The following is a 12716-nucleotide window of genomic DNA, read 5'->3' as shown; positions in this document are numbered from 1 at the left end:
TTCAGCCGAAGGCGAACTCGCCCTCGGGTGACCAGGGGCCGCCGAGGTAGGTCCAGAGCCCCAGGCCCCGCGCGGTGACCGTCTCCGGGACGAACGAGGCCGACAGCTCCTCGTACAGGGCGCGGGCGACGTCGGGCTCGACCTTGTTCTGCACCGTGACGTGCGGCCGCGACCACTGCCGGTCCTGCCGGGTCAGCCACGGGTCGAAGGCCGCGGCCAGGTCGCGCCGCAGCGCGGTGAGCTCCGGGGCGTCCAGGTCGATGGCCACCCCGCGGCCGAGGAACCGCACCCTGGTCACCGCGACGTCGAACGGCGCGCGGTCCGCGACCTCGGCGAGCTCGCGCGAGACGTCGGGCAGGTGCTCCCCGGGCAGCGCGTGGAACAGCGTGACGTGGGCCTGGAGGTGGTTGCGCTCGGCCGGGAAGTGCGCGGCCCGCAGCCGGTCGAACCGGCCCTGCGCCCCGTCGTCCAGCAGCAGCGTGACGATCAGCGGCGCAGGGCCGGTCAGGCCTCCATGCCGAGTCCCGGCCCGAGCGGAGCGAGGGTCGGGGGGCATGGGGGTCCTTCCGATCAGAGGATGGCGCGGGCGCCCTTGCCGAGCACGGTCACGCCACCGGCGCTCACGTGGTACCGCTCGCGGTCGTGGTCGAGGTCGACCCCGATGCGGGCACCCGGCGGGACGACGACGTTCTTGTCCAGGATCGCCCGGCGCACGATCGCGCCCTCGCCGATGTGGACGCCGTCCATGAGCACGCTGCCCTCGACCCGGGCACCGCGCTCCATGCGCACGTTCGGGGAGACGACCGAGCCGTGCACCGCGGCACCGTCGATGATCACCCCGGCGCTGACCATCGACTCCTCGGCCCGGCCACCGAGCACGAACTTCGCCGGCGGCAGCATGGGCGGCAGGGTGTAGATCGGCCAGCGGTCGTTGTAGAGGTTGAAGATAGGGCTGACCGACACCAGGTCCATGTGCGAGTCGTAGTAGGCGTCGAGGGTCCCGACGTCGCGCCAGTAGCCGTGGTCGCGCTCGGTCTCGCCGGGGACGACGTTGCTGGAGAAGTCGTAGACGTAGGCGTCGCCGGCCTCGGCCATCATCGGCATGATCGAGCCGCCCATGTCGTGCACCGAGTCCTCGTCCTCGGCGTCCCGGCGCAGCGCCTCGAGCAGCGCGTCGGTGGTGAAGACGTAGTTGCCCATCGACGCGAACGTCTCGTCGGGGCTGCCCGGCAGGCCGGGCGGGTCGGCCGGCTTCTCCAGGAACTGCACGACCTTGCCGTCGGCGTCGGCGTCGATGACGCCGAAGGCGGTGGCCTCCTTGCGGGGCACCCGCAGTCCGGCCACGGTCACGCCCGCGCCGGAGTCCAGGTGCTGCTGGATCATCTGCGCCGGGTCCATCCGGTACACGTGGTCGGCACCGAAGACGACGACGATGTCGGGCCGGTCGTCGTAGATGAGGTTGAGGCTCTGGTAGATGGCGTCGGCACTGCCGGTGTACCAGCGCGGGCCGAGCCGCTGCTGGGCCGGGACCGGCGTGATGTAGCTGCCCAGGAGGGTCGACATGCGCCAGACCGTGGTGATGTGCCGGTCCAGCGAGTGGCTCTTGTACTGGGTCAGCACCGCGATCCGCCGGATGTCGGCGTTCACGAGGTTCGACAGGACGAAGTCGATGAGCCGGTAGTTGCCCCCGAAGGGCACCGCGGGCTTCGCACGGTCCTGGGTGAGCGGGGCAAGCCGCTTGCCCTCACCACCTGCCAACACGATTCCGAGAACTCTGGGGCCGCCACGCATGGGCGCAACGTAACCCGAGTCACGCGGAATTGCCCGATCTTGACCGTGGCGCGGCCGCGGCTCCCACCACCTAGGGTGAGTTCCGTGCGCGTGGGAGTGGTGACGAGGGAATGGCCGCCGGACGTCTACGGGGGCGCGGGGGTGCACGTCGAGCACCTCGTGGCGGCCCTGCGTGGGCTCCAGGCCGGCCCGGAGATCGACGTGCACTGCTTCGGCGGCCCACGGGCCCCGGGCAGCCCCGGCGACGACGCCACCGGCTACGCCGTGCCCGGCGGGCTGCAGGCGGCCAACGGCGCGCTGCAGGCGGTCGGGGTGGACGTCGAGATCGCCGCGGCGCTGGCCGGCGTCGACCTGGTCCACTCGCACACCTGGTACGCCAACTCGGCGGGCATCCTCGCCCAGCTGGTGCACGGCAGCGCCCACGTCGTCACCGCGCACTCCCTGGAGCCGCGCCGGCCGTGGAAGGCCGACCAGCTCGGCGGTGGCTACCGGCTGTCCTCCTGGGTCGAGCGCACCGCCTACCTCGCCGCCGACGCGGTGATCGCCGTCAGCCGCGGCATGAAGGCCGACGTGCTCGACGTCTACCCCGAGCTCGACCCGGCGAAGGTGTTCGTGGTCGGCAACGGCGTCGACGCGCAGGCCTACCGCCCGGTCGAGGCCCCCGACGTCGTCCGCGACCTGGGGGTGGACCCCGACCGGCCCTATGCGCTGTTCGTCGGCCGGATCACCCGGCAGAAGGGCCTCGTGCACCTGCTGGCCGCGGCCGAGCAGCTGCCGCCGGAGGCCGGCCTGGTGCTGTGCGCCGGCGCCGCCGACACCCCGGCCGAGCGCCAGCAGGTGGCCGACGCCGTCGCCGAGCTGCAGTCCCGCCGCTCCGGCGTCGTCTGGATCGAGCAGATGCTGCCGCGGGAGAAGCTGGTCCCGCTGATCACCGGCGCCACCGTCTTCGTCGTCCCGTCGGTGTACGAGCCGCTGGGCATCGTCAACCTGGAGGCCGCGGCCTGCGGGACGGCGGTCGTGGCCAGCGCCGTGGGCGGCATCCCCGAGGTGGTCGACGACGGCCGCACCGGGCTGCTGGTGCCCTACACCGAGGACGACCCGGCCGCGTTCGCCGCGGGCCTGGCCGCCCGCATGGCCGAGCTGCTCGCCGACCCCGCGCGGGCCGCCGAGATGGGCCGCGCCGGCCGCGAGCGGGTGCTCGCCGAGTTCGGCTGGCCGGCGATCGCCCAGCAGACCGTGCAGGTCTACGAGCAGGTCCTCGCCGGCCGCGCCTGAGGGTCGCCCGCCCGCGGGCGGGCGACCCTCAGGGCCAGATGGAGGCGACGACGATCGCCGAGACGGCCAGCGTCGACGCGGCGCTCACCAGGCTGGCCGGGTGGAAGCCGACCTCGACCAGGTGGTGGCCGAGCTTGCCCGGGGTCAGCACGTCGAGCACGAGGAAGGCGACCACCTGCAGCGCGATGCCGACCAGGCCGAAGACGATCGTGTCGAGCAGCGCATCGCCGAAGCCGGCCGTGCCGTTGGTCCAGATGGTGGTGAAGGCGATCGCGCCCTGCCCGAGGAACACCGCACCGAGGGCGATGCCGGCGTTGACCGACCGCTCCTCGTAGATGTGCCGGGCCAGGCGGCCGGGGGTGAGCAGGTCCAGGACGAGGGCGCCCAGGACGAGGAGCACGATGCCGACGCCGGTGTAGGCGACGGCGTAGCCGATGCTGGCCAGCACGAGAGGGACCTCCAGGTGGGGACGGCGGAGCGGTGCGAGCCTAGGGGCAGCGCCACGCCGCGCGGTGGAACAGCCCCCGGCCCGGCGGCGCTGCACCTGCCGTGACCGACGCGCTGACCCTCTTCGACGACCTGGAGCCGGCCGAGGTCCCCGTGGACAGCCGGCTGCTGCAGGTGCGCACCGTCTACGCCGAGCCGGCCGCCGCCGCCTCCCCGCGCGGCCGCCAGGTGCTGGCCCGCTTCCCCGACGCCGAGGTCGTCGAGGTGCCCTCGCACTGGCAGATCCCCGACCTGCACGGCAACGAGGGCAACGTCGAGCGCTGGGTGCGGGTCAAGACCGAGACGCTGGTGCTCGGGGTGAAGAAGTCGGTCACCGTGCGCCCCAACGGCCGGTCGGCGGACTTCATCGCGCCCTCCACCGCGAACGGCTGCGCCATGGCCTGCGCCTACTGCTACGTGCCGCGGCGCAAGGGCTACGCCAACCCGATCACCGTCTTCACCAACATCGACCAGATCACCCGGGCGGTGCGCCGCCACGTCGACCGGCAGGGCGTCAAGCCCGAACCCAACGAGTGCGACCCGTTCGACTGGGTCTACGACCTGGGCGAGAACAGCGACTGCTCGGTCGACGCGCTGGTCAGCGACAACATCGCCGACCTGGTCGCCACCTTCCGCGCGCTGCCCACCGCCAAGGCCTCCTTCGCCACCAAGTTCGTCAACCGGCAGCTGCTCGACCTCGACCCGCAGGGCCGCACCCGCGTGCGGTTCTCCCTCATGCCCGACGCCGACGCACACCTGCTCGACGTCCGCACCAGCCGGGTCGACGAGCGGATCGCCGCGATCGACGACTTCGTCGAGGCCGGCTACGAGGTGCACCTCAACTTCTCCCCCGTCGTGCTGCGCGACGGCTGGGAGGCGGACTGGACGGCGCTGCTGCGGCAGTTGGACGACGCGCTGTCCGACGCCACCAAGGCGCAGGCGGCCACCGAGATCATCATGCTGACCCACAACGAGCAGCTGCACGAGGTCAACCTGGGCTGGCACCCGCAAGCCGAGGACCTGCTGTGGCGTCCGGAGCTGCAGCAGCCCAAGGTCAGCCAGAACGGCATGCTCAACGTCCGCTACCGCAACGACGTCAAGCGCGCCGGCGTCGACCGGCTGCAGCAGCTGATCGCGCAGCACGCCCCGTGGCTGCGGGTCCGGTACGCGTTCTGATGCACCTCTCGCTCCTGGACCGCTCACGCACGCGCGCGGGTGAGCCCGAGCCCGCGGCCCTGACCGGCACCGTCGACCGCGCGGTCCGCGCCGAGCGGCTGGGCTACGAGCGGTTCTGGGTCGCCGAGCACCACGGCGTCCCGGGGGTGGCCGGGTCGGCACCGGCGGTGCTGCTGGCCGCCCTCGCGGGCCGGACGACGCGCATCCGGCTCGGGTCGGCGGGCGTCATGCTGCCGCACCACCAGCCGCTGGTGGTCGCCGAGCAGTTCGCCACGCTGTCGGCCTTCGCGCCCGGCCGGGTCGACCTGGGGCTGGGCCGCTCCCCCGGCTTCACCCCGCCGGTGCGCCGCGCGCTGCGGTCGGCCGACGAGCCCGACTTCGCCGCCGACCTGGCCGAGCTGCGCGCCTTCCTCACCGGGCAGGCGGAGGTGACGCTGCACCCGCGCCCGGCCGGCGCCGTCCCGCTGCACGTGCTGGCGACCGGGCGCGGGCTGGCGGTGGCCGCGGAGCTCGGGCTGCCGGTGATCGTGGGCGGCCCGCTGCTGGGCGTCGCCGGCGACCCCGAGCCGGGGCTGGCCGCGCTGGCCGCCTACCGAGGCTCGTACCGGCCCAGTGCGCAGGCGCCGGAGCCGCGGGTGTCGGTCAGTCTCGACGTCCTGGTGGCCGACACCGCCGCCGAGGCCGCCGACCTGCTGCTGCCCGAGGCGTTCGCCATGGCGCAGGCGCGCACGGCCGGCGCCTTCCCGCCGCTCGAGCCGGTCGCGGTGGTCCGGGAGCGGACCTGGACGCCACGGCAGCGGCAGTACGCCGAGCAGACCGCCGCCGGCGCGATCGCGGGCACCGCCGCCCAGGTGGAGCGCCGGCTGGCCGAGCTCCTCGAGCGCACCGGCGCGGCCGAGCTCGTCGCCTCCAGCAGCACCTTCGACCGGCAGGCGCTGGCCGCCTCCGACGCGGCGCTGGCCGGGGCGTTCGCTCAGCCGGGCAGGGTCGCGGCGATGGCGTCGCCGTCCGGGCCGTAGACCACCGGCACCTCGCCGACGTGCTCGACCCGCGCCGGGCCGGTCGTGTCGCGCAGCAGGACGGCGCGCACCCGGTCGGGCCGGGCCCGGGCGAACTCCCCGTACAGCGCGGGGTCGTGCTCGGAGGTGTCACCCACCAGCGTCCAGCGCACGCCGGGCAGGTCGGCGGCCAGCCGCTCCAGTGAGGTCCGCTTGTGCGCCTGCCCGTCCCGGAAGAAGCGCGTCGGCGTCGGGCCCCAGTCGGTGAGCAGCAGCGCGCCGGGCGGGAAGCCGTGCGTCTCCAGGAACCGGGCCAGCGGGCCGGCCAGGTTCCACGGCCCGTTGCTCAGGTAGACCACCGGCACGTGCGGCGCGCCGGAGGTCAGCTCGCGCAGCAGCCGCACCATCCCCGGCACCGGCTCCCGCCGCTGCATCGGCAGCACGAAGGTGCGCCAGGCGGCGCGCAGGGGTGTCGCGATCCCGGTGACCAGCACCGTGTCGTCGATGTCGCAGACCACGCCCCGGGCGGCGTCGGGCGAGGCCAGGTGCACGGTCGCGGTGGCCGAGCGGTCGCCGGCGCGGAAGACGACCGGCAGCGCACCGACGTCGGGCAGGTCGAGCGACAGGGTCGCGTCGAGCAGGCCGTCGTCGTCGCTGCGGACGGCGGTGCGCAGCCCGCCGACCTCGACGGTCACCTCGGTGCGGGGGCTCTCCAGGGTCAGGAAGCGCTGCCAGCCGGGCACCGCGCGCCGCTCGGCCGGGGAGGCGCCGGGCGGGGCGAGCAGCACCCGGCCGAGCACCCGGACCCGGCCGCCGCTGCCGTAGCCGGGGTGGGCGAGGACGGCCGGCGTCCACCCGGCCCGGCGCGCGGCGCGGGAGGCCAGTCCACGGAGTGCGGCGTCGGTCCGACGGGCCAGCGCGGGGAGGGAGACCACCCGCGCAGCCTGCCAGGGTGGTCACTCCGGAACCGATCCGGCCAGGACTCGCGGACACGGGCGCGCAGCGGGCCCACCCGGGCACGAGCTGTGCCACGGTGCTCCCGACCAGCCCACCCTCGTCCAGGAGGCCTCGTGCCAGCCGTCGAGATGCACGCGGTGACCAAGACCTACGCCCGCCGCGGCAAGCCCCCGCAGAAGGCGCTGGACGACCTCGAGCTGGTGGTCGAGTCCGGCGGCGTGCACGGCTTCCTCGGCCCCAACGGGTCGGGCAAGACGACGTCCATCCGGGTCCTGCTCGGGCTCATCCGCCCCGACGCCGGCGAGGTACGGCTGCTCGGCCGGCCGGTGCCCGAGGGCCTGCCCGACGTGATCGGCAGCGTCGGCGCACTGGTGGAGACGCCACTGTTCTTCCCCGGCTTCTCCGGTCGGCGCAACCTGCGGCTGCTCGCCGAGGCCGCCGGGCTGCCGCGCACCCGGGTCGAGGAGGTGCTGGAGATCGTCGAGCTGCGCGACCGCGCCGACGACCGGTTCAAGGGCTACTCGCTCGGCATGAAGCAGCGGCTGGGCATCGCGGCCGCGCTGCTCAAGGCGCCGCGGCTGCTGATCCTGGACGAGCCGAGCAACGGCCTGGACCCCGCCGGCATCCGCGACGTCCGCGAGCTGATCCGCCGGCTGGGGGCGGACGGGTCGACCACCGTGCTGCTCAGCTCGCACCTGCTGGCCGAGATTGAGCAGGTCGCCGACCGCGTCTCGATCATGGCCCGCGGCCGCTGCATCGCCGCCGGGCCGGTGCGCGAGGTGCTCGCCGGCCGCTCGTCCGGCGACGTGCGGCTGCGGGTGCCCGACCGGGCGGCCGCCGCCGCCGTGCTCGCCGCCGCCGGCTACACGGTCGGCCCCACCGACGACGGGCTGCTCGTGTCCGCCGTCGCGGCACCGGGTGAGGTCACCCGGGTGCTCGCCGAACACGGTCACTACCTGGAGGAGCTCACACCGGTGGCAGCGGACCTCGAGAGCGCGTTCCTGGCGCTGACGGCGGAGCCGGCATGAGCGCCGTCCTGACCCCGACGGAGGCCCCCGCCACCGTGCCGGCCGGCCGCTTCGGCGGCCTGCTGCGGGCCGAGGCGCACCGCTTCCGCGCCCGCCGCTTCGTCCAGGTCCTGCTGGGCCTGGCGGTGCTCGCCTGGATCGCGGTGACCGCCCTCGGCCTGGTCAACTACCGGGAGGCGACGCCCGAGCGGCTCGCCGCGGCGCAGGAGCAGCTCCAGGAGAGCGTCGAGCAGAGCAGCATCGGCCGCGAGCAGTGCCTGACCGACCCGAACCTGCCCACCGACGTCCCGGCCGACCAACTCTGCGGGCCGGTGATGACCGCCGAGGACATGGAGCTCAGCTGGTTCCTGGACCCGGCGCCGTACTCCCTGTCCGGCGAGGGCATGACCGGTGCGGTGTCGGTCGCCGCTGCGGCGGCCGTGCTGGCGTTCCTGATCGGGGCCACGTTCGTCGGCGCCGAGTGGTCGAGCCGGTCGATGGTCGCGCTGCTGTTCTGGGAGACCCGCCGGCCGCGGGTGATGGGCGCGAAGATCGCCGTCGTCGCCGTCGCGACGCTGCTCGTCGGGGTGGCCGCCCAGCTCGCCTGGCTGGCGACCGCCGGCATCTGGCAGGCGGTGGCCGGTGACGGCGTCCCCGTGCCCGACGGCTTCTGGCCGGACATGCTCGCCACCCAGGCCCGGGGCGCGCTGCTCACGCTCCTCGCCGGACTGCTCGGCTTCGGCCTCACCAACCTGGTGCGCAACACCGGGGCGGCGCTGGGCGTCGGGTTCGTCTACTTCGCCGTGGTGGAGGGCGCGATCTCCGGGTTCCGGCCCACCTGGCAGCCGTGGCTGCTGACCACCAACGCGGCGGGGCTGGTCATGCCCGACGGGCTGGAGCTGACCATCTACACGGACGAGTTCGACACCCAGGGCAACACGAAGGTCATCGAGTACCTGGTGACCAACCTGCAGGGCGGCATCGTCATGGCCGTGGTGACGGCGGTGGTGGTCGGCGCCGGCGTCGTCCTGTTCAGCCGGCGGGACGCGCACTGACCCCGGTGCAGGCGCGGACCCCGCCGTCCGCGCCTGCACCCCTGGGAGGATCCGACCGTGGTGACCACCCTGCGCCCCGCGACCGCCGCTGACGCGGCCGGCATCGGTCCCTGCCACCTCGCCTGCTGGCGGGAGACCTACGCGGGCCTGCTCTCCCCCGAGTTCCTCGCCGCCCGCTCCGCCGAGCGGTTCACCGCCAACTGGGCACAGCTGCTCGCCGACCCGGCCACCCCGCCCGTCGTCGTCGCCGAGGTGGACGGCGAGGTGGTGGGCTTCGCCCAGACCGCGCCCAGCCGGGACACCCCTCCGGCGCGTGACGAGGAACTGGTGTCGCTGTACCTGCGGGCGGCCCGGCACGGCAGCGGACTGGGCCAGGACCTGCTCGACGCCGTCCTCGCCGACCGGCCCGCCTCGCTCTGGGTCGCCGAGGAGAACTCGCGCGCCCGCCGCTTCTACGAGCGCAACGGCTTCGCCGCCGACGGCGAGCGCGCGGTGCTCGAGGCGTCGGAGGGGCTCGCCTAGATCCGCATGGTGCGCGGACCGGACCGGACGGCGCACGGCCGGCTCCTGCCCGACGGATCAGTACCGCGCCCCACGTCCTGACGGCAGCCCGTCAGGACGTGGGGCAGCTGCCTGTTCGACCGGCCAGAACTGTCGCACCCCGAACGTATGTTCGGTCCATGACGTCGACCGCGTACCCGCCGCGCCCCGGCGGGTCCGTGGTCGACGGCTGGGACGAGCTGCCCGACCGGTCGGTGTGGCCGCAGGAGTGGCTGGCCGATGAGCTGATCGCTCTGCAGCGCCGGCGGGCGATGGACGCCGCCGAGGAGGCGGAGCTCATCCTCGGCCTGGCTGCGCAGCGGCCGGCGTCGGGTGATCCGGACGGGCCTGGCGCGCGGCGGCCGGGGTGGACGCCCGAGGGTGAGCCGGAGGTCAGCGAGTTCTTCCTGGCCGAGCTGTCACTGATCCTCAACCTGGGCCGCGGGACCGCCGCACACCGCCTGCGCCGGGCGATGACCTGGCGGCACAAGCTGCCCGCCACGCTCGCCGCCCTCAAGCGCGGCGACATCGACGAACGCCGCGCCGACGCCCTGGCCGACGTACTGGCTCACACGTCCGCCGAGATCACCGGGCAAGTCGAGGACGCACTTCTGCCCGACGCCGAGAACATGTCGGTGTACCGGCTCCGTGACCGCGCCACCGCTGTGATGCTCCAGTTGGACGAGGCTGCCGCTGAGGCCCGGCGCAAGGACGCCGAGCGCACCGCCGACGTGCACGTCTACCCCTCAGGCGTCGACGGCCGGTCCACCCTGGCCGCCGACCTGCCCACCGACGAGGCCGTGGAGTGCCACGACCTGATCGACCAGCTCGCCCGGATGCTCAAGTCCGACGGCGACGAACGGCCCATCGGAGCGCTGCGGGCTCACGTCCTGTCCACGCTGATCCGCCGCCCGGCTGACAACGGGCTGCCTCTGATCGCCGCGGACCTGCGGATCACCGCGAGCCTGGGCTCCCTCACCGGCGCCACGGGCGAGCACGGCGAGGTGAACGGGCTGCCGATCACCTCCGCGCACCTGCTTGAACTGCTCGCCCGCGTCGGTGCCCTCGGCCTCACCGCCCCCGACGGCGGCAGCCTCACCTACGCGATCACCGGCCCCGACGGACGACTGCTGGCCACCGCGACGCCGGCCGAGCTGACGCGGCTGGCCCGCCGCGTCAGCTCGGCTCACCCCGACGGAGAAGTCGCCGCGCCCCTCACGACGAACACCGGCCGCCGCGAAGGCGGCGCGCTCGCCTCGGCGGCGAAGGCGAGCTCTACTGCGACCAAGACGGCCTCACCCACCGACGCCGCCACGACCGAGGGCTACACCGCCGCGGACACCGGCGGTGGATGCAGCTGCCCGGTCCTCGGGCCGCCGCCACCGACCGACGCCTACTCCCCCACCGACAAGCAGCGCTCCTTCGTCACCACCCGCGACCAGCGCTGCCGCTTCCCCAACTGCGGCCAGCGCGTCGGCTGGGCCGACCTCGACCACGTCCACGCACACGGTGCCGGCGGCATCACCGACTGCACCAACCTCTGCTGCCTGTGCCGCAGCCACCATCGGCTCAAGACCTTCGCCCGCGGCTGGCACTTCCGCCTCACCGACGACGGCACCCTGCACGTCACCACACCGTCGGGCATCACCCGCACCACCCGACCACCCGGACTCCGACGACCACCACCGACCGACCAGGAACCCGAGCCCGGGCCGCCACCGCCGGACCACCGGGCAGACGAACTCCCGCCCTTCTGACCCCGACCCGCGCCCGGAAGTCGATGCCTGCCGTCCCCCAGGACAGCGCAGCCGCCGTGTGCACGCAGCGACGCCCGCCGGCGACGTGCCGTCGCGCGCAGGACCGCGCGGGCACGCGGCTACCGTGGGCTCCGTGGCCCGGGTCGTCGTCGTCGGTGCCGGGCTGGGCGGGCTGGCCGCAGCCGCGCGGCTGGCCGCCGGCGGGCACGCGGTCACCGTGCTGGAGCAGGCGCCGCAGGTCGGCGGGAAGCTCGGCTGGGTGTCCCGCGACGGCCACGGCTTCGACACCGGCCCCAGCCTGGTCACGCTCCCCCAGGTGTTCGAGGACCTCTTCGCCGCCACCGGCGCCCCGCTGCACGACGTCCTCCCCCTCCAGCGGCTCGACCCCGCCGTCGCCTACCGCTTCGCCGACGGTACGACGACCTCGGTGCCCGGCCGGCGCGAGGAGATCGCCGACCGGCTCGACGCCGACCTCGGTCCCGGCAGCGGCGCCCAGTGGACCGCGCTGCTCACCCGCGCCGAGGCCATGTGGCGGGCCACCGAGCAGCCGTTCCTCCGCTCCCCGCTCGCCGGCGCCGCGACCCTCGCCACGCTCGCCCGGCAGACCACCGACCTCCGCACCATCGCCCCCGGCCGCACGCTGCGCGGGATGGGCCGGCAGTACCTCACCGACCCGCGGCTGCGGATGCTGCTCGACCGCTACGCCACCTACTCCGGCTCCGACCCACGCCGCGCCCCCGCCGCCCTGCTCACCGTGCCGTGGGTCGAGCAGGCCTTCGGCTCCTGGTACGTCCCCGGCGGGCTGCGCCGGCTGCCCGAGGCGGTCGCCGACCGGGCCGTCGAGCGGGGAGCTGTCGTCCGGACCGACGCCCCGGTCGCCGAGGTCCTGACCGCGGCCGGACGGGCCGGCGGGGTGCGGCTGGCCGACGGCGAGGTGGTGCCCGCCGACGTCGTCGTCTGCAACGCCGACGCGGCAGCCCTCTACGGCCGGCTGCTCCCTCCCGATGCCCCCGTCCGCCGGGCCCGCACCTCACTGCGGCGGGTCACCCCGTCGTCGTCCGGGTTGGTCCTGCTGCTCGCCCTGCGCGGCCGCACGCCCGGCCTCGCCCACCACACGGTGCTGTTCCCGCACGACTACGACGCCGAGTTCGACGCCCTCTTCGGACGGCGCGGACCGAAGCGGCCCGTGGCCGACCCGACGGTCTACGTCAGCGCCCCCGACGACCCCGCCACCCGCCCGGACGACGACAGCGAGTCCTGGTTCGTGCTGGTCAACGCCCCGCGGCACGAGCCCGGCGGCGGCGTCGACTGGACCACCCCGGGCCTGGCCGATGCCGAGGCCGACCGTGTGCTGGCCACGATGGCCGACCGCGGGCTGGACGTGCGCGACCGGGTGCGCTGGCGCATCGTGCGCACCCCGGCCGACCTGGAGCGGGAGACCGGCAGCGTCGGCGGCTCGATCTACGGCACCTCCAGCAACGGCGCCCGCGCGGCCTTCCTGCGCCCGGCCAACGCCGCACCGCTGCCCGGGCTGTTCCTGGTCGGCGGCTCTGCGCACCCCGGCGGCGGCCTGCCGCTGGTGACCCTGTCGGCGCAGATCGTCGCGGAGCTCGTCGGACCCGCCTGAGGCCCTGCGACCCGGCGGCGGAACACCTACGGTCGGACGTACCGGGA

Annotated in this window: 12 protein-coding genes; 8 read left to right on the top strand and 4 right to left on the bottom strand. The window is 74.8% G+C overall.

From position 1 onward, the window contains the following. Window position 1 precedes the first annotated feature (1 nt). Both ACGBYP_RS00805 and glgC read right to left on the bottom strand, forming a co-directional pair. Window positions 2–556, bottom strand: a complete 555-nt coding sequence (locus tag ACGBYP_RS00805; protein ID WP_411581364.1) for a 2'-5' RNA ligase family protein — start codon at window positions 554–556, stop codon at window positions 2–4. Between the two features lie 14 nt (window positions 557–570). After that, complete coding sequence (gene glgC / locus ACGBYP_RS00800) at window positions 571–1761, bottom strand: glucose-1-phosphate adenylyltransferase (protein WP_411581363.1); 1191 nt, start codon at window positions 1759–1761, stop codon at window positions 571–573. A 114-nt stretch (window positions 1762–1875) separates the two neighbouring features. Here glgC and glgA point away from each other — a divergent pair, with 114 nt between their 5' ends. Then, the gene (gene glgA / locus ACGBYP_RS00795; RefSeq protein ID WP_411581362.1) at window positions 1876–3066 is read left to right on the top strand and encodes a glycogen synthase; all 1191 of its coding nucleotides are present in this window, start codon (window positions 1876–1878) and stop codon (window positions 3064–3066) included. A gap of 28 nt (window positions 3067–3094) precedes the next feature. On the opposite strand, the gene ACGBYP_RS00790 is transcribed toward glgA, so the two are convergent. Beyond that, window positions 3095–3514, bottom strand: a complete 420-nt coding sequence (locus tag ACGBYP_RS00790) for a DUF350 domain-containing protein (RefSeq protein WP_411581361.1) — start codon at window positions 3512–3514, stop codon at window positions 3095–3097. Window positions 3515–3615: 101 nt separating this feature from the next. Between ACGBYP_RS00790 and ACGBYP_RS00785 the strand changes: the two genes are divergently transcribed. Further along, window positions 3616–4728 carry a spore photoproduct lyase family protein gene (locus ACGBYP_RS00785; RefSeq protein WP_411581360.1) on the top strand — a complete coding sequence of 371 codons (1113 nt, stop codon included), beginning with the start codon at window positions 3616–3618 and terminating at the stop codon, window positions 4726–4728. Then, on the top strand, window positions 4728–5747 hold the full coding sequence (locus ACGBYP_RS00780) for an MsnO8 family LLM class oxidoreductase (protein ID WP_411581359.1): 1020 nt from the start codon (window positions 4728–4730) through the stop codon (window positions 5745–5747). Before ACGBYP_RS00785 ends, ACGBYP_RS00780 begins: the two co-directional genes overlap by 1 nt. Here ACGBYP_RS00780 and ACGBYP_RS00775 read toward each other — a convergent pair. Next, window positions 5702–6661 (bottom strand): App1 family protein, encoded by a 960-nt coding sequence (locus ACGBYP_RS00775; protein WP_411581358.1) that lies wholly within the window; start codon window positions 6659–6661, stop codon window positions 5702–5704. The genes ACGBYP_RS00780 and ACGBYP_RS00775 overlap by 46 nt on opposite strands. Before the next feature lie 135 nt (window positions 6662–6796). Here ACGBYP_RS00775 and ACGBYP_RS00770 point away from each other — a divergent pair, with 135 nt between their 5' ends. The 5 genes from ACGBYP_RS00770 (at window position 6797) to ACGBYP_RS00750 (ending at window position 12669) form a co-directional block, all read left to right on the top strand. Next, complete coding sequence (locus tag ACGBYP_RS00770; protein ID WP_411581357.1) at window positions 6797–7711, top strand: ABC transporter ATP-binding protein; 915 nt, start codon at window positions 6797–6799, stop codon at window positions 7709–7711. Then, window positions 7708–8745, top strand: a complete 1038-nt coding sequence (locus tag ACGBYP_RS00765) for an ABC transporter permease subunit (protein ID WP_411581356.1) — start codon at window positions 7708–7710, stop codon at window positions 8743–8745. Before ACGBYP_RS00770 ends, ACGBYP_RS00765 begins: the two co-directional genes overlap by 4 nt. A 57-nt stretch (window positions 8746–8802) precedes the next feature. Further along, window positions 8803–9267, top strand: a complete 465-nt coding sequence (locus ACGBYP_RS00760; protein ID WP_411581355.1) for an N-acetyltransferase family protein — start codon at window positions 8803–8805, stop codon at window positions 9265–9267. 158 nt (window positions 9268–9425) lie between these two features. Further along, entirely contained in the window at window positions 9426–11042 is a 1617-nt protein-coding gene (locus ACGBYP_RS00755; RefSeq protein ID WP_411581354.1) for a DUF222 domain-containing protein, read from the top strand. Between the two features lie 133 nt (window positions 11043–11175). Beyond that, complete coding sequence (locus ACGBYP_RS00750; RefSeq protein WP_411581353.1) at window positions 11176–12669, top strand: phytoene desaturase family protein; 1494 nt, start codon at window positions 11176–11178, stop codon at window positions 12667–12669. Window positions 12670–12716: the final 47 nt, after the last annotated feature.

The sequence above is a fragment of the Modestobacter sp. SSW1-42 genome (assembly GCF_046635825.1).
GTDB lineage: Bacteria > Actinomycetota > Actinomycetes > Mycobacteriales > Geodermatophilaceae > Modestobacter.
This window is presented reverse-complemented; position numbering and strand designations above follow the sequence as displayed.

Excerpts from the sequence above, each read along its gene's own strand:
- ACGBYP_RS00805 (WP_411581364.1), bottom strand. The coding sequence starts at position 556 with ATGCCCCCCGACCCTCGCTCCGCTCGGGCCGGGACTCGGCATGGAGGC.
- ACGBYP_RS00755 (WP_411581354.1), top strand. The coding sequence starts at position 9,426 with ATGACGTCGACCGCGTACCCGCCGCGCCCCGGCGGGTCCGTGGTCGAC.
- ACGBYP_RS00765 (WP_411581356.1), top strand. The coding sequence starts at position 7,708 with ATGAGCGCCGTCCTGACCCCGACGGAGGCCCCCGCCACCGTGCCGGCC.
- ACGBYP_RS00780 (WP_411581359.1), top strand. The coding sequence starts at position 4,728 with ATGCACCTCTCGCTCCTGGACCGCTCACGCACGCGCGCGGGTGAGCCC.